Raw genomic sequence first — 22081 nt, 5'->3', positions numbered from 1 at the left:
TGTCCGGGAGAGCGGGTGGGTGATGACGGATATCTATAACGTACTCTGCATCACATTTCCATACCGGTGTGAGTGAGAACGGCGCAAGCGCCCGCGCGATGGCGGCGACGGCATGGCCAAGACCGCCGCCGCTGACCCGTACGGCTTTGCCGCTGGGTTTTATCGTCCTCTTCTCCAGGGCTAATGATGGCGCAGGCCGCTGCGCAGGGTTTCGCCATAGGCCAGCGCGGCGATGAGCGACGCGCCGGCGGCGGCGATGACAAACCAGGCGGGCGACTGCAAATCCCCGGTGGCGCTCACCAGCCAGGTGGCGATAAAAGGCGCGGTACCCCCCAGCAGAGTGACGGGAATATTCAGGCTGACGGACAGCCCGGTATAGCGGATGCGGGTAGGCATGATTTCCGCCATGGCGCAGAGCGCGGTGGCCGAATGCGGGGCAAACGCCAGGCTCATCAGGCACAGCCCCAGCACCGTCTGGTTAAAATTGCCGGCGTTAAGCAGATGAAACGCCGGATAAGTGACCAGCGCAATGGCCAGCGAACTGGCGATCATCAGCGGGCGCCGGCCGATGATATCGCTCAGCCAGGCGAACCCGGGCAGCAGGCAGCAATAGAACGCCAGACTGTACAGATTGGCGCGCTGCGCCTGCGCCAGGGAGAACCCCAGCACCACCGACAGATAGGTGGGCGAATAAATATAATAGATATAAATACAGGCGGAAGGCGCCGCGATCAGCCCCATGCCGATCAGGATGGCGCGCCATTCCTGGCGTAATCCCGTCAGCAGCGGGGCTTTTTCCACCCCGGCGGATTTTTTCACCTTGGCGAAATGCGGCGTTTCCTCCAGCTTCAGGCGCAGATAAAGCCCGACGAACCCCAGGGGCAGCCCCGCCAGGAACGGCAGGCGCCAGCCCCAGGCATGCAGGTCTTCGGCGGACAGCAGGGCGGTCAGCGCCGTCGCCACCCCGCCGCCGGCCAGCAGCGCCAGGCCGATGGTGAAGGTTTGCCAGCCGGTATATAACCCCCGCCGGTGCGGCGGCGCGTATTCGGAAATAAACGACGTGGCGCCGCCGTATTCGCCGCCCACCGAGATTCCCTGGATCAAGCGGGCCAGCGTCAGGATCACCGGCGCGGCCAGGCCGATGGTGTCGTAGGTCGGCATTAAACCGATGACCGTGGTGGAGCCGGCTATCAGCATAATCGCAATCGACAGCGGTATTTTGCGGCCGTAGCGATCGCCCAGATGGCCGAAGATAATACCGCCCAGGGGACGGGAGGCGTAGCTGATGGCAAACACCGCAAAGGTGAGCAGCAGGCTGGCGGCCTGGTTTTCCGCCGGGAAAAACAGCCGGGCGATCACCGAGGCGAAATAGCCGTAAATCACAAAGTCAAAATACTCGATGAAATTACCGATGCAGGCGGCGACCAGCGCCCGTTTATGCTGCGCGGTCACCCGCGGCGCATACTGCGCCGTGATAATTTTTGAACTCATGGTGCATCTCCTCCAGGGGGATGGGATCAGGCCACGGTGCCGCCGCCGTCTACGACCAGCGACGCGCCGTTAATATGACTGGACGCCGGTGACAGTAAAAACGACACCATCTGCGCCACATCGTCGGGGGTGCCGTACGGCGCCGTCGTCGCCCGTTTGATGCCGCCGCCCGGCGCCTGTTCGGCCGCCATGCGATCGATGGCCTCGATCATGGCGGTTTGCGTGGGACCGGGCAGTACGGCGTTGACCCGCACTTGGCTGCCGACGCATTCCAGCGCGCTGCTCCTGACCAGGCCCAGCACCGCGTGTTTACTGGCGACATAACCGGCCATGTTGGCACGGCCGCGTATCGCCGACGTGGAGGCGATGGCCACGAAACTGCCGCCCTGCCGGCGCAGCAGCGGCAACGCGTACTTCAGGCAATAAAAGGTGCCGCAGGTATTTACCGCCAGCACCTGGCGAAACATGTCGCCGGGGTAGTCGCTTATCTCCCGCACGGCGCCCGCCATGCCCGCGCAGCTGACAAACCCCTGGCATCCGCCGTAGAGACGGGCGGCGGCGCCGGCCAGCGCCGCCACATCGCGCTCGCTGCCGATATCGCCGGCCACAGCCGTCGTTTCGGCGCCGAGCGACGCGCACGCGCGCCGGCACGCCTCAAGCGCCTGCGCCTCCTGTTCCGCCAGCACCAGGCGCCATCTCTGCCGCGCCAGGGTTAACGCCACCGCGCGGCCGATGCCGCCGCCCGCGCCGGTAATAATCGCCACCGGTTCTGTCATCATGGTGCTCTCCGCGATCAGGGATAAAGACGCGCCAGCAGGCGGCGATCTTCCACGGCGAACCCGCCGCCATACACATCCGAGGTCATGAAATGCGCGCTCAGCACCTCAGGCTCCAGCGCCGCGATGGGATCAAACGGGCTGGCGTGCAATGTCCAGTCGATATGGCCGCGTACCGGCGCCGAATAGCGCAGCGGCGTGCGGCGATAGACCACATCGGCATAGGCGGTGGCCGGTTTTTCCGGATCGGGCAGGCGGCGCACATGGATTTCGCCCGCCGGCTGTTCCGCCTCGTCGGTGAGCAGCACCAGCGGCGCCGCGGCGTCGGGAGTAAAATGGAAATCCGCCAGCGGCACGTTGCGCCGCCGCACCCAGCCGCTGATTCGGCCGTCGTCGGTTTCACGGAAGGCGTAGTGGGTATCCTTTTTGGTGTAGCCGAACAGCTCGCGGCCGGCGCAGATGCCCATCGGGTCGCTGCAATACATGAAGATATGGGTTTGGGTAAACAACGACTGGTAACGCACCGGCACCGTGACCATCAAATCAAACATTTCCCCGCTGTGTAGTGCCAGGGTATGGCCGGGCGAAAGCATAAAGCGGAACGCCACCCGGTCGTTGACCAGTTCGAAAGGGGTATCGCGCAGCAACGCCTCTACCTTGCGCCGTTCGACCCGGGTCACCACTTCCAGCGTGCGCAGCGGACATTCCCATTCCACGGGGTAGGCCGGCGCGTAGGGAGGATTGACGCCGCTGTCGGGATGCATTTTGTAATCGCCAAACATATAACACTCCTTTCCAGGATCCAGGGTTGATGTTCAGGGCGCCTCGGCGATGGACCGAAGCGCGGGGGTACGCGGCGCCGGCGCGGAGGCGACGGCAGGCCAGGGATAATCGACAATGGCGTCCGGACCAAGCTGCTCGAGGGCGGTGACGCCGCACAGCGCCATGGTCGCTTCCAGCTCCTTGCGCAGTATGTCAAGGCACAGGGCCACGCCCTGCTCGCCCAGGGCGCCGAGACCGTACAGAAAAGCGCGTCCGATCATCACGCTGTCCGCCCCCAATGCCAGGGCGCGCAGCATGTCCTGGCCGCTGCGGATGCCGCCGTCCATGATGATTTCGCCGGCATCCCCGACGCTGTCGGCAATCGCCCGCAGCGCGCTGATGCTGGACGGCGCGCCGTCCAGTTGCCTGCCGCCGTGGTTGGAAACGACAATGGCGTCGGCGCCGGCGCCGAACGCCCGGCGGGCGTCGCCGGCGTCCATGATGCCTTTAACAATCAGCCTGCCGCCCCAGCGCTGCTTCACCCAGTCGATATCGTCCCAGGTAACGGTACGGTCGAACTGACGGCTGACCCACTCGGCAAAACCCAGGGTATCGGTGACTCCCCGCGCATGGCCGACGATATTGCCGAACGTCCGGCGCGGCGTTCTGAGCATGGCGGCGCACCAGCGCGGGCGCGACAGCATGGACAGGATGCCGGACGCGGTCAGCGCCGGCGGCACCGACAGGCCGTTGCGGATATCCTTATGGCGCTGCCCCTGGATCGGCAAATCCAGCGTCAGCACCAGGGCGGAACAGCTTGCCGCGCGGGCGCGGGCGATCAGATCGGCGATAAACCCCCGATCCTTCATCATATACAGCTGTAGCCAGAACGGCTGCGCGAGCCGGGCGGCCAGATCCTCGATGCTGCAGATGCTGACGGTGGACAGGGTGTAGGGAACGCCGGCCGCCGCCGCCGCGCGGGCGGCCAGAATTTCGCCATCCGGCCAGATCATGCCGGTCAGGCCGGCGGGCGCCAGCGCCAGCGGCAGCGCGGCCGGCTGACCCAAAATGGTGGCGCGGGTACTGATATCGGCGACATTGCGCCCGACCTGCTGGCGGAAATGCAGCCGCGCCAGATCGAGGCTATTGGCGCGGTAGGTGGACTCGGTCCAGGATCCGCTGTCGACATAATCGTAAAATAATCCCGGCACGCGCCGCCGTGCCAGGCGGCGGAGATCGTCCACGCAGGTGATGACCGGCTTCATAAGCCCGCCCCGGCCGCGACGACGGGATTATCCTGCTCGCCCAGCCCGCCAATGCCCGCCCTTACCCGCTGGCCGGGCGCCAGATAGACCGGCGGCCGTAATCCCATGCCCACGCCCGCCGGGGTGCCGGTGGCGATAATATCCCCCGCCTGCAGGCTCATAAACCGGCTGACATAGGCCAGCAGTTCCGCCACGCCGAAAATCATATCGCGGGTGGAGCCGTCTTGGCGGCGCACGCCGTCCACCTCCAGCCACAGCGGGAGATCCTGCACGTCGGTAATCTCATCCGGCGTCACCAGATACGGCCCGAGGGGCGCAAAAGTATCGGCGCATTTGCCTTTATCCCACTGGCCGCCGCGCTCCAGCTGATAGGCGCGCTCCGACACATCGTTGAACAGGCAGTAGCCCGCCACGTGTTCCATCACCCGCCCCGGCTCCAGGTAACGTCCGTCCTGGCCGATAACAATCCCCAGCTCCACTTCCCAGTCGACCTTGGCCGCCCCGGGAGGAATTTCGATGGCGTCAAAAGGACCGGTGATGGCGCTGGCCGCTTTTAAAAACAGGATAGGCTCGGTGGGCAACGCCATCCCGGCCTCCCGGGCGTGGTCGCGATAATTCAGTCCGACGCAAATGATTTTACCCACCCCGGCGATACAGGGCCCCAAACGCGCCTGCGCCGGAACCCGCGGCAATGTGCGCGCATCCAGGCCGTGCAGCCGCCGCAGCTGGCCGGAGGAAAGCGCGGCCCCGCGCCAGTCGTCGATTACGCCGCCCAGATCGCGCCGCTCTCCCTGACGGTCAATCATGCCGGGCCGTTCCCGCCCGGCGTCTCCCCACCGAAATATCTTCATCCGTCTTCCCCTTGCCCGGCCATCACCGGCTGGCGACGGCGCAGGCATTAATATGTACTTTGCATACAAAACACATTTACTTAAGGCGAAATGCATCAACATGTCAAAAAAAAGTAAACGAAATGATAAATTCGTCACTTTTTATGCCCTGGATGTGAGAACGATCACGTAAGGAGTTTGATGCGTTGGGACGGCATAATGAAAAACGATGCCGCTAGCCGATGGCGGCGATTTGATTGTGATATGCTGATAAACAGGTACTCATTGAAATGATTAAGCTATGTCGGAATCTACGGACAAACACTCTATTCAGCATCGCGCCTATCAGCTGTTGAAATCCATGATCGACGACGGCCGGCTCTCTCCGGGCGAAAGACTGCTGGAGGTGCATGTGGCCAAGGCGTTCGGCATCAGCCGTTCCCCGGCGCGCCATGCGCTGAAAAGACTCTGCGAGCAACAGCTTATCCAGGAAGTCGAGGGACGCGGTTATGAAGTGGCCGGCGCGCGCGCGACGGACGGCGTGGCGCACCATGCCAATCTGGATATGATCAAAATCCCGGCCGTAGCGCGCTGGGAAAGCATGTACGGCCAGCTGGAACAGGCGCTGTGCGCCAGTATTATTTTCACGTCCGTGCGTATTATCGAAGAACGCGTGGCGGAACATTTTAACGTTAGCCGCACGGTGGTAAGGGATGTGCTGGCCCGGATGCACAGCGTCGGGCTGGTCAGCAAAGACGCGCCCGGCCGCTGGATTGCGCCCCAGGTGACGCCGGAACGAACGCATCATCTCTACGAAATCCGCTGGCTGCTCGAGCCGCCGGCCCTACTGCAGGCCGCGCCCCGGGCGCCAAGGCTTCATATGGAGCAGGCGCGCAACCGGGTAAAACAATCGCTGGGCGGCTTTCCGCGCGACGGGTTTAACATGGATGTGGTCGAAAACGATTTGCACGACATTTTATTGTCGTATTGCCCCAATAAAGAGATCCTGCAGACGCTGGCGCGCACGCGGATTTTATTTGTTCCCACCCGCTATTTATTTGATCCGGTGCTGCAAATCCCGCTATCGTTAATCGAGGATGCCCTGCACGAGCACCTGCACATCTACGATCTGCTGCTGGCCCATGACCATCAGGGGGCGGCGGATACCCTGTGCCGCCATCTCCAGCGTGCGGATGAACGCTGGCTGCAGCGGTTCAGCAGCGCTTTCGGGCTGCCCAAGGTGCAAATTCCCGCCTATCTGGTGCCGCTGTGACGTCCGGGCCCCTTTTTCGCTGACCTCCCGGCCGCGTCGCCGGGACGTCGGTACGGGGACCTCTTTTTATCACGGCCTACACCGTGGCAACCGGCGTGACGGGCGAGCCTACCGCGCCCGGCAGCCGCAATGGCGGCGCTGTCAGCAAGAACGCGTGGCGTTGATGGGCGCAAAGCCAATCGGCGAGTTCGCTTAAATGCCACAGCTCGCCCAGGTAAACGCCCAGCCGGAACAGGCACAGATCGTGCAGGGGATGCGAGGGATAAAAATCCTGGTGCAACGGGCGCGCCGGCAATATTTCCACGGCCGGATTGTCGGCAATTAACGCTACCACGCCGCATTCTGCAACCCATTGGCGCAGCGCCGGATCGCCGCCGTCCAGGCCGGCAAAATGATGTGCGAGATAATCCGCGTCCGGGGCGCCGCCCATGGCAAATATAGCCTCATCCATACCGGTACGGAAACACACCATATCCCCGGGCCGGATGACGATATTGTCCGCCGCCAGGATCTGTTGCAGCTGCGCATAGCCAAAGGCAAAGCGCCGGATGCCGAAATGCTTTTTGATGTCGATCATCACCGCCCGGCCCTGGACGCCATGCCGCGCCATATTTTCAATACCCAGCCGCTTTGCGCCCTGGTGGCCGCCCTGGCCGCAGCCGCAGCCGCAGCCGGGCCGGAAATCACGCTCGCCGATGATATCCACACCGGCGCGGTAGCCGTTATAGAACACCATTTCGGGCGTGCCGTCGCCGCGCACGTCGAACCATTGGCCCATATGCGCCAGGCTGTCCCACTGCGTGGAATATTGCAGCGCCAGCGTCACGCTGTCGTCGCAGATAATATCGGTCAGGCGGGCGTCATCGCGCGACAGCGGATAGGTCATGTTGGGATGCTCGCCGCGCCGCGTGGCGTCAAGCCTGGGCGGCGGCCGCCTGGGATTCATCGCCGTGCCGCCGGGCAGATCCAGCGGCAGGCTCAGGCAAAAGGTGCGACCGGTTTTTACCTCGGCCACGCCCTCGCGCACTTTCTCAGGCGTCAGCAAATTAAGCCGGCCCAACTGATCGTCGGGGCCAAAATCGCCCCAGGTGGCGTATTCCGGACGCCGGGTCCAGCGCGTTTGTTCGCTCATCGTCCTCTCCTTACGCCTGCGGGGTTAAGCGCATCGGCTCGACCCTGGGCAGCCACACGGCATAAATCAACGCGCCGAACAGCCCCACGATCCCCGCCAGCACCAGGGGAATCACAAAAGAATGGGTAAACTGCATCAGCACGCCTATCAGTATCGGTGAAATAATGCCGGCGAGATTGGCCGCCATATTCTGGATGCCGCCGATGGTGGCGACATTGGCGCGGTTGGGGGCCACGTCCGAGGGCAGCGCCCATAGCGCCGCCGAGGCGAAGGTCGCGGCAAAGTTGGCGAAGCAGAGCGCGGACAGCGCCAGGGTGACGGTAGGTGAAAAAGCGGCCAGGCCAATCACCGAGCTGCCCAGCATACCGCCCACCAGCGGAATTTTACGCGCCACCGACAGCGAAACGCCGCGCCTTACCAGGCTGTCCGATAGCAGCCCCCCGCACCAGCCGCCGACAATGGCGGCGATACCGGGCAACATGCCCAGCAGGCCGAACTTCATCAGCGAAAGATGGAAGGTTTCCACCAGATAGGTGGGAAACCAGGTAAAAAAGAAATAGGAAACAAAGTTGATACAGAAAAAGCCGGCCATCATGGCCTGCACGGTACGCTGCGCCATGAGCTGGCGCACGCTCATCGGCGCGCCGGTGGCCTGCTCCTGGTTGGCCTCGATAAACGCCACCTCCTCCCGCGACACCGTGCCGTGCTGGCGGGGGTCGCGATACCACAGGTACCAGCCTGCCGCCCAGATGACGGCCACCAGGCCGGAAATGACAAAGGTCATGCGCCAGCCCACCCCGGCTATCAGGAACGAGATCAACGGGATAGCCAGGGTGCCGCCGATTTTGCTGCCGTTATTAAAGGTGGCGGCGGCAAAACTGCGCTCCTGGCGCGGAAACCAGCGGGTGACGGTCGCCGCGCTGGCGGGATAGCTGGGGGCCTCGACGGCGCCGAGCACAAAACGGAACCCCACCAGGGCGCCGATGCCGTGCGCCAGGCCGCAGGCGGCGGTAGCCAGGCCCCAGCCCAGGCTGCTGATGGCGAAGGTTACCCGCGGTCCCCACTTATCCACCAGCCAGCCGCCGGGCAGTTGAAATAACACATAGCTCCAGAAAAAGGCGGACAACAGCAGGCCGCTGTCGGTGCTGGATAAATGCAATTCCTCCGACATAAACGGCATCGCCACGCTCATGGCGGCGCGATCGATATAATTGATCGCGATGCCGACGGACAGTACGGTGAGAATAAGAAAGCGCATTTTTCCCATAGCCCTCGCGTTAACGACGGTCTCGGGCATAGCCGCGCTGTTATTGGAATCAAGCGACATAAAGCCTCCATAACATGATGGTTAACGGCAGGTATCCGAACACACATCATCGCCCGGCCGCCGCCGGCGCGATGATGTGCGGCAGGCTAGGCACGGCTGCGCAGGGACACCGGCCGTTTGCCCGCCGGGGCGTCCTCGACGATGGGCTCCACCTTCCCCATCAGGAACAAGTAGTTGATAATGCCGAGCACCACCAGCCCGGCGGAGAACACCAGCGCAAAGGTAAACGAGCCGGTGGCCGCCACAATGGCGCCGGTCACGATGGGACCGATGGCGCCCCCGAGGTTGGAGACGGTATTTTGCAGGCCGGCGACGATGGAGACGCTGTTTTTCGGCGCCACATCGCCGGGCAGCGCCCAGACCTGCGAAGCCGCGACGGTGGTGCCGGATTTCGCCACGCACAGCAGCAGCACGGTCATGAAAATGGAATCCGTAAACGGGGCGAAACCGATGCACAGCGCCATCAGCAGGCCGACTGTCAGGAACAGCTTGCGCGTGGCGGTCAATGACAGGCGCCCGCTCTCCACCACGCGATCCGAGGCCCAGCCGGCGACCACTTCAATCACCATGCCGCAGATCAGCGGCAGCGCGGCCACCATGCCCATCTTGATAAAATCCATGCCCTTTTCCTGCACCAGATAGGTCGGCAGCCAGGTGATAAAGAAATAGGAGGTATAGTTTATGGTGAAAAAGCCCAGGCACATGGCCCAGATATTGCGATAGCGCAGCAGCTTGTACCACCGCATCGGCAGCACGGATTTGTCGCCGTGTTTCTGCACCTGTCCGTCCAGGATATAGCTGACTTCCTGCGCGCTGATGCGTTTATGATCCGCCGGGTTTTCGGTATAGATGAAATACCAGGCGATCACCCACAGTATGCCGATGCCGCCGATGATCATAAACGTCAGCCGCCAGTCCACCATATAAATCATCCATACGATAAGCGGCATGGCCACGGCGCCGCCGAACTTCGAGGCGCTGTCGAACAGGCCGGAGACGGTGGCGCGTTCCGTGTCGGGGAACCAGCGCGCGGTAATGCCGGCGTTGCTGGGATACGCCGCGGCCTCGCCGACGCCCAATGCCAGGCGCAGCGCCAGCAGGGATTTAAACCCGGTGGCCAGCCCCATGACCGAGGTGGCGATGGACCACCAGGCCACCGCCAGGCCGAGCCCCTTTTTCTGGCCGAAGCGGTCGGCAAACCAGCCGGCCGGAATTTGCAGCAGCGAATAGGACCAGAAAAACGCGGCCATGATAAAGCCCATCATTTCCGCGTTCAGGCTGAGTTCTTTGATCAGGTGCGGTGCGGCGGCGGAGAGTACGGTGCGATCAATATAGTTAATGGCAATGGCCAGCCACATCAGTCCGGCGACCCACCAGCGAATGCGCGATTTAGCAGCTATTGTATTCATCGTCAACGAGCCTGTAGAGGAGAGGTTTAAGTCGCCGGATAACGTATTATCCGGCATTGCATACCAGGCGGCGGCCGCGCCCGTTATTTTTCGACGCCGTTATAGCGCGTTCATGATATTCACCGGCCGCTCATGCTGGCAGACGCACTGGATAATCTGCTGTACGCAGCGTTCGCCGATGGCGCTGATGGCGCCGTCGGTATAGCCGGCGATATGGGATGTCGGCAGGAAATTAGCCAGCGTAAACAGCGGATGGGCGGCCAGCGGCTCCTGGGTAAACACATCGGCGGCCGCGCCGGCGATGACCCCGTCGCTGAGCGCCGCATACAAGTCCTGTTCGTTAACCACGCCGCCGCGCGCCACGTTGATCAGGAACGCCGAGGACTTCATGCGCTTGATGCGCGCCGCGTCGAATAAATTGCGCGTCTCATCGGTCAGCGGCGTATGCAGGGTAATAAAATCGCTTTCGGCGGTCAGCCTGTCCAGCGTGACGAATTCGACGCCGTGTTCGGCGGCAAAACGTTCGTCCGGGTAAAAATCAAACGCCAGCACGCGCATAGCGAATCCCCGCGCCCGCAGGGCCACCTGCTTGCCGATATTGCCCAGGCCGACAATGCCTAAGGTCTTGCCGTAGACGTCGGTGGCAAAAATACGCGGCCAATCGCCCGCGCGCGTGCCGGCCACCGCCTGCGTCACCTGGCGCGCGCCGCTCAGCATCAGGGAAAAGGCAAAGTCGGCGACGGCATGCTTATTGGCGTCGGGTACGTTGGTGACGTAAATGCCGCGCGCGCGCGTGGCGTCCAGATCGATATTATCGACGCCGACGCCATGTTTGCAGACGATCTTCAGGCCGGGCGCCGCGTCGAGCAACGCGGCGTTGACCTCGGTAAAGGCGACGATCATCGCCACCGTGTCCGCCAGATGCGGCTCAAGGGCGGCAAGGGGCGCGTCCGCGGGTAACATTATCAGTTCAAAACCCTGTGCTTGCAGCCGGTCGATGGGGGAAGCATCGTATTTGGCAAACGAGGGCGAGGTGCAGATCACTTTCATCGTAGCGTCCTGGTAGGTCACAAGGCGGCACCCGGGTGCCGCGCCGCCATCACTGCAGATATTGATTCACGATCTGGCGAATCTTCTGCTCCTGTTCCGCGCTGAACCGGACGGCGTAACGGCTTTCGCCCACGTCATGGCCCATCAGCGCCACCGCTTTTTTCACCGCCGCCGGAGAAAAGGCCACGCTGTAAAGATCGGTGCGCAACCCTGTCACGTTTTCCTGCGCCCGGCGCGAACCCGCGATATCGCCGGTATGGAACAATGACCAGATGGCGTTGATTTCACGGGGCGCGACGTTGGCCAGCCCGGAAATGCAGGCGGTGCAGCCGTCGACAAAACCTTGATGAATCAGGGAGTCAGGGCCGTTCAGCACGTTAAAACCGTCGATGTCCGCGGCGACTGCCAGGAAACCGCTCAGGCTTTCGTAGCTGCCCGCGCTGTCCTTGATACCGATAATATTGGGGTGCTGCGCCAGGGCGCGCACGGTATCCGGCTGTAACGTATTGCCGGTGCGCGCCGGAATATTGTAGAGAAATACCGGCACCTCGAGGGCGTCCGCCACCGCCCGGTAGTGAGACATTAATTCATCCTGTTTCAGCGGCACAAAATACGGCGTGATCACCGAAACCGCGTCGACCCCCAGTTTGGCCACCTGCCGGCCAAGGCGAATGGTATCGCGCGTGGATATTTCACCGATATGGGCCACCACCGCCGCCTGGCCCGCCGTTTCATTGACGCAGGTTTCGGTAACCGCCAGCTTTTCACGCTCGTTAAGCACGAAGAACTCGCCGTTGGTGCCGCCGCAGAAAATCCCGTTGCCGGCGTCCAGCTGGCGCCGGATCTGCGCGCGCATCGCCTTGGGATGGTATTCGCCCTGAGGGTCGAAGGTGGTGACGATGGCGGTCAGTACGCCTTGAATAGTGTGGCTCATAATATCCTCTTGATTAATCAATAATTCTTTTGCGGAAATAACGCCAGGTAGATGCCGCGGACATCCGCCGCGCTCACGGGCGCGGGGACATTTTTCATCAGCCGCTGTACATCCAGCGCCGCCGTCACCAGATAAGAGAGATTATCGGCGGCGATCCCCAGCTCATCCAGGCTGGCGGGAAGCCGCAGACGTTTTACCAGCGCGGCGAAATAGTCCACCAGCGCGTGTGATTTCTCTTCCTCGTTAAGCGACGTATCGGCCGTGGGCAGCAGATCGTAGGCCCGGGCGAATTTCTTTACCGCCGCCGGCCGTACGAAGCGCATGCAGGGAGCGAGCAGGATAGCGTTGGCCACGCCGTGCGGAATATGGTACTTGCCGCCCAACGGGTAGGACATGGCGTGGACCAAATGGGTGCCGGCGTGGGCAATCGCCGCGCCGCCGTAATAGGATGCCCACAGCATATCCAGACGCGCTCCCAGGTTGGCGGGCTCGGCCACCGCGGTTTCCAGGCTGGCGAACAGTTTTTTCAGGCCGATCAGGGCATAGTTATCGCTGACCGGGTTGGCGACGGTGGCGGTAAAACATTCGATTAAGTGGCATAACGCATCGATGCCGGTGGAGGCGGCGATATGCGCGGGCATGCTGGTGGTGAGTTCCGGCGCCAGCGCCACGATATCGGGCAGCATGATCGGCGAAATGATGCCGACTTTGGTCTCTTGTTCCGGAATGGCCAGTATGGCGTTGGGCGTGGCTTCCGAGCCGGTGCCGGCGGTGGTGGGGATCAGCATCGAGGCGACGCGGGCGCGCGGTTTTTCGCCGGCCAGCAGCGCGTCAAGCGTCGGCGCGCCGGGCACGCACAGCACCGACAACAGTTTCGCCACATCCAGCACGCTGCCGCCGCCGATGCCGATAACCATATCGACGTCCCGCACCTCCAGCGACGCCAGGATGCGCGCGACGTCATGCTGACTCGGCTCCGGCGGCACGCTGTCGATAATATCCACCCGGCGGTCCGGGCTGCGCGCCTGTGCCATCACCGCGCGCACCGCGGGTATGGCGGCGATATTTTTATCCGTCACCAGCAGCACGCGCCGCTTATCCTTAATAATGTAGCCGATGTCGCTAAGCGCCTGGTAACCGCTGATAACGGTGCTATTGATATTCATTAATCCCGCCTCGCCTCCGACGCCCTGTTCTGATGTCGTTATATTGATTATATTTTGTCATTTTGACCGCATTACTCTTGCCTGTCTTGGCTATTTTATAGGTTATATGCGCCATGATTACCTTGATCATGCTCACATTTAATCAATTATGATTTTATATAATCACAAACAATCATTTTGTCGCCGGCGGGGTAAGCGCCGGGTCAATGGCCTGCGAAGGGTGGTAACGAGAAAGGCCAGCGGGAACGCTGGCGGGCGATATTGACGTGACAGGGTGTCACTTTTTAATCCGGCCCGGGGCCGGCCGGCGTTCAACGTCTATAAAGGAAAGATCCAGACCTGTCCGGCGGGCAATGACAGCCGGCACAGCCCGTCGCGCGCGGCGGTATCGCCATAGGCGCGCACCGGTATGCCCTCGGCGGCGGTGCGGAACAGGTATTCCCAGCGGTTGCCAAGGTACATGCGGGTCAGCAGCGGCAGTGAAAGCGTATTATCCCCGGCATCGGCGGCCCCGTCGGCAAAGCGCACCTGTTCCACCCGGATAACGGCCGCCGCCTCCTGCCCGACCGCCAGCCCCGCGCCGGCGCCGCCCCACAGCGACCAGTCCTGGCCGTCGATGCGCGCCCGCCCCTCGCGCAGTTCCATCACGCGGCCGTTCAGGCGGTTGTTGCTGCCCATAAACTCGGCGGTAAACAGGGTCGCCGGCGCGCCGTACATTTCCTGCGGGGTGCCCTGCTGCTCTATCCTGCCGTTATTGAGCAATAAAATCCGGTCTGAAATGGCCATCGCCTCGTGCTGGTCATGGGTGACCATCAGCGCCGACAGGCCGAGCCGGATAATCAGCTCGCGCAGGAACACCCGCGCCTCCTCGCGCAGCTTGGCGTCCAGGTTGGAGAGCGGTTCGTCGAGCAGGATAATGGGCGGGTTATAGACCAGCGCGCGGCCGATGGCCACCCGCTGCTGCTGTCCGCCCGAGAGCTGGTGGGGGTGGCGTTGGCCCAGATGCCCCAGGCCCAGCTGATCGAGCACCGCCTGCACGCGCCGGGTCAGCTCCGCGGACGGCACCTTACGCAGTTTAAGGGGGTAAGCGACGTTGTCGAATACCGTTTTGTGCGGCCAGAGCGCGTAGGACTGGAATACCAGCCCCAGGTTGCGTTCCTCCGCCGGCAGCTCGACGCCGGCGGCGCCGTCGTACAGCAGGGTATCGCCGATGGCGATGCGGCCCTCGGTGGGTTTTTCCAGCCCGGCCACCGCCCGCAGCAGGGTGGTCTTGCCGCTGCCTGAAGGCCCCAGCAGCGACACCACCTCCCCCTGCGCCAGCTGCATCGATACCCCGCGCAAAACCGAATTATCGCCGTACTTCAGGTGCAGGTTCTCCACCGACAGCTCAATCATACATTTTCACTCCAAAACGTAAGGCGACGCCCAGTCCGAGCACGACAATCAAAATATTGATAAACGACAGCGCCGCCACGATGTCGATGGCCCCCGCCGCCCACAACGACACCAGCATCGAACCGATGGTTTCGGTGCCGGGGGAGAGCAGGTATACGCCGGTGGAATATTCACGCTCGAAGATCAGGAACATCAGCAGCCAGGAGCCGATCAGGCCGTAGCGGGATAACGGAATGGTGACATGGCGGGTGACCTGGCCCTGGCTCGCGCCGGTGCTGCGCGCGGCTTCTTCCAGCTCCGGCCCCACCTGTAGCAGCGTCGAGGAGATCAGCCGCAGCCCGTACGCCATCCAAACCACCGTGTATGCCAGCCATACGCTGAAAATGGTGTTGCGCAAGGATCGCAGCCAGACGATAAAATGCTCGCGCAGCCCGTCGGCAAACGGCAGCGCCGATAATAATCCGTCTTTCAGGGAGCGATCCAGCCACATGGGAATAAACAGGAACACCCATAAAAACGCCAGCCCCGCGAGCAGGCCGGGCACGGCCCTGGGCACCAGCACGCTGTAATCCATAAAACGGGTGACGCCGTCCGGTTTGCGATGCAGCGCCAGGCCGATAAACAGATAACACATTACCGCGATGGCGCCGCCAATCACGCCGATGCTGATGGAATTGACAATGGCGCGCATCAGATTGGTCTGCCCGAGGATGAGGCGGAATGTCTTGAGCGACAGCTGCGCCCAAATATCCACCCCCACCCCCCAGTTGGTGATAAACGCGCGCAGCATGACGCCCGCCAGCGGTACGCCGATGGTGACCGTCAGCCACGCCACCACCACCACGCCCGCCACCCAGCGCCATTTACCCAACGGCAGCAGCCTGGCCTGCGCGGCTTTGCCTTTGACGGTGACAAAGCGGTTCGCGGTGCGCATCAGCCGCCGCTGCAGCATGACCAGGGGCACGGTGAGGCAAATCAGCACTACCGCCACCGCCGCCATCAGATGATAGGACGGCGTGCCGAGCTTATTGGTCAGTTGGAACAGATAGGTGGCCAGCACCAGGTTGCCTTCGGGATCGCCGAGCACCAGCATCAGGCCGAACACTTCCAGCCCGAGGAAAAACAGCAGCACGCAGGCGTAGAGGATCGCCGGGCGCACCATCGGCAGGCTGACCGAGAGCATCACCTGCAGCGGGGTGGCGCCCACCGTGCGCGCCGCCTCCTCCACATCCGATCCCACGCTCCTGAGCGCCGAGGAAATGTACAGATAGGCGTGCGGCACGTGGGTCAGACCGGCAATGACCACGATGCTGCTCATGGCGTAGATATCCCACGGAATAAAGCCCACCAGGCTTTGCGCCCAGAGCGAGAAAAAGCCTACCGGCCCCGCCGCCACCACGTATCCGAACGCCAGCACCATCGGCGAGACAAACACCGGCACCAGGATCAGCGGCTCGATAAACCGGCGGCCCGGCAGGTCGGTCCTGATCATCAGGAACGCCAGGATGCCGCCGAGCGGGATGGCGATGGCCACCAGGCCGAAGGCCAGGATAAAGCCGTTGCGCAGGGCTTTATAGAAGTCGGGATCGGTGAAGATAAAGCGGAACGCCCCCAGGCTGAACACCTTTGAGGGTGAAAAGAACGGGGCGGACAGGAAGCTTTGGATAATGATAAATGACAGCGGTACATAGATAACCAGCGCGGTTAACAGCACGACCACGCCTCTCGGCAAACGCCGCCAGGTAGTGCGCAATGTCTTCATAATGATCCCTGACGGCCGGTTATTTGTTCACCGCGGCGCGGAATTGTTTGATGAACTCCAGCCGTTTATTTTGTTCCAGGTATTCCAGCAGGGTTTCATCTACCGGGATCGGCTTGAGCGCGCCGCCCAATTTTTTGGTCATGCCGTCAAGATCGTTGTCGCCGGCGATATCATTGCGCAGCGAGGTAATATCGGCCTTATTGGCCAGTACGTCCTGCCCTTGCGGCGACAGGACATAATCCAGCCAGAGTTTGGCGGCATTTTTATTTTGCGCCTCGCTGCTGATGAACATGACCCGCGAGAGCACCAGGATATAGTCGTTGGGATAAGAAACGCCCATGGAGGGGTCGGTCTTGATGCGGGCGTCGGCATAGGATCCGAGGATGTTATAGCCGATCAGGTTTTCCCCGGAGGAGACCCGTTCCAGCATGGTGCCGGTGGACGACTGTACCGACAATCCTCCTTTGGCCGTCTGGGCCAGGGTGTCGAAGTAATGCGGGTCGGCCTTCATATCCTGTACCGACAGCATGAATCCGAGGGCGGATTTTTCGATGTCGTAGGTGGTGACCTTGTTTTTGAATCGATCCGGCTGGCTTTGGATTAATTTGGCCAGCGCGGCATGGGACGCGGGAACTTCATTGGCCGCAATCAGCCGTTTGTTGTAGATAAATACCAGCGGTTCGAAGGTGGTACCATAGGCATTTTCCTTCCATACCGACCATTTGGGCAGGTTTTTCACTTCCGGCGAGGCGTATTGCAGCGCATAGTCGGTGGCCAGTTTGAGCGCGGTATCCATGGACGAGCTCCAGATAACGTCGCCGCTGTTGCCGCCCGCCGCCTGCTCGCTGATATACCGGTTATACAGTTCGGTGCTGTTCATATCGTTATATTCCACTTTTATTCCGGGATACGCCGCCTCGAATCCCTGGATCAGGGGCCCCGCGGCCTGGGTATCGGTTGTGGAATAGATAACAACCTTGCCTTCCTTTTTCGCGCCGTCCACCACTTGCTGGTAGCCGGCCGGGTAGCCCGCCGGCAGCGCCAGTGCCGGGGCGGCTGCGCCCAGTAAAACAGCCATACCGACCATAGGAATACTGAATTTCGTCGACATGCGTTATGTCCCATAACAATTATTGTAAGAAAAATTAACATATAGTTAAAGAATCCACCGGCGCAATAGCGCCTTTTCGTTATCTTCTTAATTTGTGAGTAGGCGCATATAAAAAAATTGCGCGGCGGTGAGGGGGGACTGCACCATTTTGAGGCGCGCCGGCGGGGCGTAGATCGCGGACGGAGGAGACCGCCGGCCAGGTGCGGGCCGGCGGGAAGCGTGGCTTAGAGGGCGGGGATCATGCCGCCGTCGACGCGGATTACGCCGCCGGTCATATAAGAGGCCTGGCGGCTGGCGAGGAATGCCGCCACCGCGCCGTATTCTTCGGGTTTGCCGTAGCGACCGGCCGGGATCGTCGCCGCGCTTTTAGCCGCTATCTGTTCGACGCTGAGGTCTTCCCGTGCGGCGCGGGCGGCGTCCAGCTGCCCTACCCGTCGGGTGGCGATGCGGCCCGGCACCATGACGTTTACCGTGATGCCGTCGCGGGCCACTTCAGCGGCGAGGGTTTTCGACCAGCCGGCCAGCGCGAGGCGTAGGGTGTTGGAGATGCCGAGATTGGCAATGGGCGCCACGATGCCGGACGAGGTGCTGGTGATAATGCGGCCCCAGCCCGCCGCGCGCATGTCCGGCAACACTTTGTCGGTCAGCAGGATGAGCGATCCGACCATGGCGGAAAACTGGGCGTTCCAGAGTTCCGGCGCCACGCCCGCGGCCCCGCTGGGCTGTGGGCCGCCGGAGTTATTGACCAGGATGGCTACCGGCCCGAGGGCGGCGCGGATATCGGCCAGGATGGCGTCAAAGGCGTCCTGGCGGGTGAGATCCAGTGTCCAGGCGCGGGCGCTGCCGCCCTGCGCGTTAATCAGCGCCACGGTTTCATCAAGCGTGTTTTGCGTGCGTCCGCAGACCGCCACCTTGGCGCCTTCCGCCGCCAATGCCAGCGCGATGGCGCGCCCGAGGCCGCCGCCCGCGCCGCTGACCAGCGCTACGCGCCCCTGAATGCCAAAATCCATTACCGACTCCTGTTTGATTGAAATAATGATTTAACAGCGGTGTATTCCGCCTGGTGTTAGCGCAATGTTGGCGTGCCATGGGGCGCTTGGTCGGGCGGGAATACCACGCCCGATTCGACCCCATTGGCACGGTCTCCCTTGAACACGCCTGCTTTGAGCCCGGTGTTGGCGGGCATACCGCGCCATGGGGCCTCGGTCGGGCGGGAACACCACGCCCGATTCGACCCCATTGGCACGCTCTCCCTTGAACACGTCTGCTTTGAGCCCGGTGTTGGCGGGCCTACCGTGCCATGGGGCTCGGTTTGGCGGGAACACCACGCCCGATTCGACCCCATTGGCACGGTCTCCCTTGAACACGTCTGCTTTGAGCCCGGTGTTGGCGGGCCTACCATGCCATGGGGTGCTCGGTCGGGCGGGAACACCACGCCCGATTCGACCCCATTGGCACGGTCTCCCTTGAACACGTCTGCTTTGAGCTCGGTGTTGGCGGGCCTAGCATGCCATGGGGCTCGGTTTGGCGGGAACACCACGCCCGATTCGACCCCATTGGCACGGTCACCCTTGAACATGTCTGCTTTAAGCCCGGTGTTGGCGGGCATACCGTGCCATGGGGCTCGGTTTGGCGGGAACACCACGCCCGATTTGACCCCATTGGCACGCTCTCCCTTGAACATGTCTGCTTTAAGCCCGGTGTTGGCGGGCCGCCTTAATCCGGCTTACTGCTTTTACTGACCTTAGTGCGTCCGTTTTCGTAGGCGGATTGCAGATGACGGCGCATGATTTCCGCGGCTTCGGCCATGTGTCCTTCCAGGACGGCGTCGATGATCGCCACATGTTCGCCGCACCATTCGCGCACCCGCTGCTTATTGGTATAGCTGCCGAATTCCAGCAGACGACGCAGGCGGTTCTGCTGTACGATGGCCTGCAGGATAAAAATATTGCCGCTTAATTCCGCCAGCGTTTCATGGAAGCTGGCGTCGGTGTCGAAAATCTGCCGCCCGTCGACGCTTAAGATATCCGGGTGTGAAATCAGGAACATATGCTGCTGGCGCAGGCGCCTGAGCGTGTTTTTATCCGTCTGGAAGCCGGGGGACAGCAGCGCGCCCGGCTCAATCATCAGCCGGAACCGGTAACCGTTGCTGAACGCCACGTCGGTATTGAGCGTCGGCAGGAACGACCAGCCGTGGCCTTTATTGCGCGCAATCAGTCCGTCCTCGGACAAGCGCAGCAGCGTGCGCGCCAGGACATTGCGATCGACGTCATAGCGCTGCGAGATCTCGGTTTGGGTCAGGGATTCCGGCAGTTTGCCGGCGATACGGTCCCGGACCAGCTGTTCATACAGGTCCTGATCGCTGCTGGCGGGTACATCAATGCTGATGCGCTGGATTTCATCATAGGGCTTAACCAGGAAAAATCCCTGGTTGCGCCGCGTTTCGATGATGCCCAGTTCGCACAGCAGTTTCATGGCCGCGCGCACCGGGGTGCGGGAGACGCCCGCCATATCCGCCAGTTGCTGTTCGCGCAGGTGATGCCCCGGCTCGAATTTCGCCTCGCGTATCAGATCCAGGATTTGATTTGCCAGTCGCCGTCCGCTGGCCGTCGCCGTTTGAGTCATGGAGTGCCGCATCCAAAAAGTATTTGTTGCATACTATTATACAATAACCCATTAAACAATAACACCTTCAAATAGCGTGCAAGCCCTTATATAGTGCAGAATGTGCACCAAAAAAGAGCCTTGACAACCCCTTTCAATTGTATTTAATGATACACAAAGAGCAATTACGCTCATCACCCCCGGAGCCTGACATGTCTAAAAACTTGTTTTTGCGTCGCTATGCCGTCGTTACCCTGGCCGCGTTATGTCTGGGCGCCCCCCTGATGAGCCAGGCGGCGCCTGAGCTGGTCAGTAAGGGCGAGCTGACCTATGGCACCGCCGCCACCTTTATGCCGTTTGAATACATGAAGGACGGCAAGCTGACCGGCTTTGATATCGACCTGATCAACGCCCTGTCGGCCAAGCTGGCGCTGAAACCGCAGCCGATGTCCATGGAGTTCAAGGGATTGATCCCGGCATTGCAGGGTAAGCGTCTGGATATCATCAACTCGGCGATGTATATCAACCCGGTGCGTTCCGAGCAGGTGGAATTTGTGCCTTACCTGAAAATCGGCAGCCGGGTGGTGGTCGCCAAGGGCAATCCGGAGAAGATTACCGGCCGCGACCTGTCGCTGTGCGGCAAGAGCATTGCCGTGACCCTCGGCGGCATTGAGGAAAGCCAGGCGCGCGTGAGCAGCAAAGCGTGCCAGGACGGCGGCAAGGCGGCCATTAACGTCATGACCTTCCCGGCGGCCACCGACTCGGCGGTGGCGGTGGCGCAAAAGCGGGCCGATGCTGAATTTCTTTCCACCCCGGGCGCCGTGGCGCTGCTGAGCGAAAAAGGCGATACCTTCGAAACCACCGGCGATGAATTCGAGGCCGATACCCATATCGGCATTGCGCTGCGCAAAGGCGACGCGCAGATGAAAACCCTGATTGAAACCGGCCTGAAAGAACTTGTTGCCGACGGCACCTACCAGAAATTGATCGCGAAATGGCAGTTCCCCGCGTCGGTGGCTATTTTTTGATCATCACCACGTTTTCCGACCGGTCCCGGCGTTTAAGGAAAGTCCATGTCCCTTGATCTTGTTTGGCAGTACCTGCTCTCCCCGGCGTTCTTCCAGGGCGCGTTAATGACCCTGCTGTTGACGGTGTGCTCGTTGTTTTTCGGCATCATCATGGGATTGGTGCTGGCCCTGTTACAGGAGTCCCGGTTACGTATCTGCACGGGGCTGGCCTTCTTTTATCTCTGGCTGTTTCGCGGCACGCCGGTGCTGTTCCAAATCATTTTTGTCTATAACGTCCTGCCCGGTTTCGGCGTGCGGTTCTCGGCGTTTACCTGCGCGATCCTGGCGCTGTCGCTGAACGAGGGCGCGTATATGGCCGAAATCCTGCGCTCCGGATTGCAGGCGGTACGCAGCGGACAGCGCACCGCGGGCATGGCGCTGGGCATGACCGGCGGGCAGATCATGCGCAAGATCGTGCTGCCGCAGGCGGCGCGGATTGTGTTGCCGCCGATGGGCAACCAGATGATCAGCATGCTCAAGTCCAGCGCCCTGGTCTCGGTGATTGCGGTGCAGGAACTGCTTCTTATCGCCAACCAGACCGCCAGCGCCAGCTTCCGCTATTTCGAGGCCCTGTGCGCCGCCGGTATCTATTATCTGGTGCTGACCACCCTCTTTATGTTGGGCCAGGCCTGGCTGGAGCGTTACCTCGACCCGAAAAAACGCAGAAAGCCGGCGTTGTCATTCACCGAACGCCTGCTGCGCGGCAGTACCGGCACGACACACTGAG

Annotated in this window: 19 protein-coding genes; 3 read left to right on the top strand and 16 right to left on the bottom strand. The window is 61.7% G+C overall.

Going from position 1 to position 22081, the window contains the following annotated elements:
- Positions 1 to 180 precede the first annotated feature (180 nt).
- From ACL2XM_RS04480 to ACL2XM_RS04460, 5 genes are read right to left on the bottom strand one after another with little or no spacing between them, the layout of a single operon-like run.
- Positions 181 to 1491, bottom strand: a complete 1311-nt coding sequence (locus ACL2XM_RS04480; RefSeq protein WP_410014460.1) for an MFS transporter — start codon at positions 1489 to 1491, stop codon at positions 181 to 183.
- Between the two features lie 26 nt (positions 1492 to 1517).
- Positions 1518 to 2270 (bottom strand): SDR family NAD(P)-dependent oxidoreductase, encoded by a 753-nt coding sequence (locus ACL2XM_RS04475; protein WP_413732470.1) that lies wholly within the window; start codon positions 2268 to 2270, stop codon positions 1518 to 1520.
- 14 nt (positions 2271 to 2284) lie between these two features.
- Positions 2285 to 3049 carry an acetoacetate decarboxylase family protein gene (locus ACL2XM_RS04470; protein ID WP_410014458.1) on the bottom strand — a complete coding sequence of 255 codons (765 nt, stop codon included), beginning with the start codon at positions 3047 to 3049 and terminating at the stop codon, positions 2285 to 2287.
- A 33-nt stretch (positions 3050 to 3082) separates the two neighbouring features.
- A complete protein-coding gene (locus ACL2XM_RS04465; protein ID WP_410014457.1) occupies positions 3083 to 4294 on the bottom strand; it encodes an alpha-hydroxy acid oxidase in 1212 nt (403 codons plus the stop codon).
- A complete protein-coding gene (locus ACL2XM_RS04460; RefSeq protein ID WP_413723195.1) occupies positions 4291 to 5145 on the bottom strand; it encodes a fumarylacetoacetate hydrolase family protein in 855 nt (284 codons plus the stop codon). Before ACL2XM_RS04460 ends, ACL2XM_RS04465 begins: the two co-directional genes overlap by 4 nt.
- 280 nt (positions 5146 to 5425) lie before the next feature.
- Here ACL2XM_RS04460 and ACL2XM_RS04455 point away from each other — a divergent pair, with 280 nt between their 5' ends.
- On the top strand, positions 5426 to 6397 hold the full coding sequence (locus ACL2XM_RS04455) for a GntR family transcriptional regulator (RefSeq protein ID WP_410014455.1): 972 nt from the start codon (positions 5426 to 5428) through the stop codon (positions 6395 to 6397).
- A 76-nt stretch (positions 6398 to 6473) separates the two neighbouring features.
- Here ACL2XM_RS04455 and ACL2XM_RS04450 read toward each other — a convergent pair whose 3' ends face one another.
- The 11 genes from ACL2XM_RS04450 to ACL2XM_RS04400 form a co-directional block, all read right to left on the bottom strand.
- Positions 6474 to 7529, bottom strand: a complete 1056-nt coding sequence (locus ACL2XM_RS04450) for a cyclase family protein (protein WP_413732469.1) — start codon at positions 7527 to 7529, stop codon at positions 6474 to 6476.
- A gap of 10 nt (positions 7530 to 7539) precedes the next feature.
- Positions 7540 to 8856 carry an MFS transporter gene (locus tag ACL2XM_RS04445; protein WP_410014453.1) on the bottom strand — a complete coding sequence of 439 codons (1317 nt, stop codon included), beginning with the start codon at positions 8854 to 8856 and terminating at the stop codon, positions 7540 to 7542.
- An 86-nt stretch (positions 8857 to 8942) separates the two neighbouring features.
- Positions 8943 to 10265, bottom strand: a complete 1323-nt coding sequence (locus tag ACL2XM_RS04440; protein WP_410014452.1) for an MFS transporter — start codon at positions 10263 to 10265, stop codon at positions 8943 to 8945.
- A gap of 99 nt (positions 10266 to 10364) precedes the next feature.
- Positions 10365 to 11315 carry a phosphoglycerate dehydrogenase gene (locus ACL2XM_RS04435; RefSeq protein ID WP_410014451.1) on the bottom strand — a complete coding sequence of 317 codons (951 nt, stop codon included), beginning with the start codon at positions 11313 to 11315 and terminating at the stop codon, positions 10365 to 10367.
- 49 nt (positions 11316 to 11364) lie between these two features.
- Entirely contained in the window at positions 11365 to 12249 is an 885-nt protein-coding gene (locus tag ACL2XM_RS04430) for a dihydrodipicolinate synthase family protein (protein ID WP_413732467.1), read from the bottom strand.
- A 17-nt stretch (positions 12250 to 12266) separates the two neighbouring features.
- Positions 12267 to 13415: an iron-containing alcohol dehydrogenase gene (locus ACL2XM_RS04425; RefSeq protein WP_413732466.1), complete on the bottom strand. Its 1149-nt coding sequence runs from the start codon at positions 13413 to 13415 to the stop codon at positions 12267 to 12269.
- Between the two features lie 318 nt (positions 13416 to 13733).
- Positions 13734 to 14810: an ABC transporter ATP-binding protein gene (locus tag ACL2XM_RS04420; RefSeq protein WP_410014448.1), complete on the bottom strand. Its 1077-nt coding sequence runs from the start codon at positions 14808 to 14810 to the stop codon at positions 13734 to 13736.
- The gene (locus ACL2XM_RS04415) at positions 14803 to 16572 is read right to left on the bottom strand and encodes an ABC transporter permease (protein WP_410014447.1); all 1770 of its coding nucleotides are present in this window, start codon (positions 16570 to 16572) and stop codon (positions 14803 to 14805) included. Before ACL2XM_RS04415 ends, ACL2XM_RS04420 begins: the two co-directional genes overlap by 8 nt.
- Positions 16573 to 16591: 19 nt before the next feature.
- Complete coding sequence (locus ACL2XM_RS04410; RefSeq protein ID WP_413733188.1) at positions 16592 to 17659, bottom strand: ABC transporter substrate-binding protein; 1068 nt, start codon at positions 17657 to 17659, stop codon at positions 16592 to 16594.
- A 248-nt stretch (positions 17660 to 17907) separates the two neighbouring features.
- Positions 17908 to 18693 (bottom strand): SDR family oxidoreductase, encoded by a 786-nt coding sequence (locus ACL2XM_RS04405; RefSeq protein WP_410014446.1) that lies wholly within the window; start codon positions 18691 to 18693, stop codon positions 17908 to 17910.
- A 706-nt stretch (positions 18694 to 19399) separates the two neighbouring features.
- Positions 19400 to 20308 (bottom strand): GntR family transcriptional regulator, encoded by a 909-nt coding sequence (locus ACL2XM_RS04400; protein WP_413732465.1) that lies wholly within the window; start codon positions 20306 to 20308, stop codon positions 19400 to 19402.
- 191 nt (positions 20309 to 20499) lie between these two features.
- Here ACL2XM_RS04400 and ACL2XM_RS04395 point away from each other — a divergent pair, with 191 nt between their 5' ends.
- Positions 20500 to 21315 (top strand): ABC transporter substrate-binding protein, encoded by an 816-nt coding sequence (locus tag ACL2XM_RS04395; protein ID WP_410014444.1) that lies wholly within the window; start codon positions 20500 to 20502, stop codon positions 21313 to 21315.
- Between the two features lie 45 nt (positions 21316 to 21360).
- Positions 21361 to 22080 carry an amino acid ABC transporter permease gene (locus ACL2XM_RS04390; RefSeq protein ID WP_410014443.1) on the top strand — a complete coding sequence of 240 codons (720 nt, stop codon included), beginning with the start codon at positions 21361 to 21363 and terminating at the stop codon, positions 22078 to 22080.
- Position 22081: the final 1 nt, after the last annotated feature.

The sequence above is a fragment of the Sodalis sp. RH20 genome, from assembly GCF_047324205.1.
In the GTDB taxonomy this organism is placed as follows: Bacteria; Pseudomonadota; Gammaproteobacteria; order Enterobacterales; family Enterobacteriaceae; genus Acerihabitans.
Note: the sequence above shows the minus strand (reverse complement) of the source record. Positions and strands in the feature narration are given on the sequence as shown.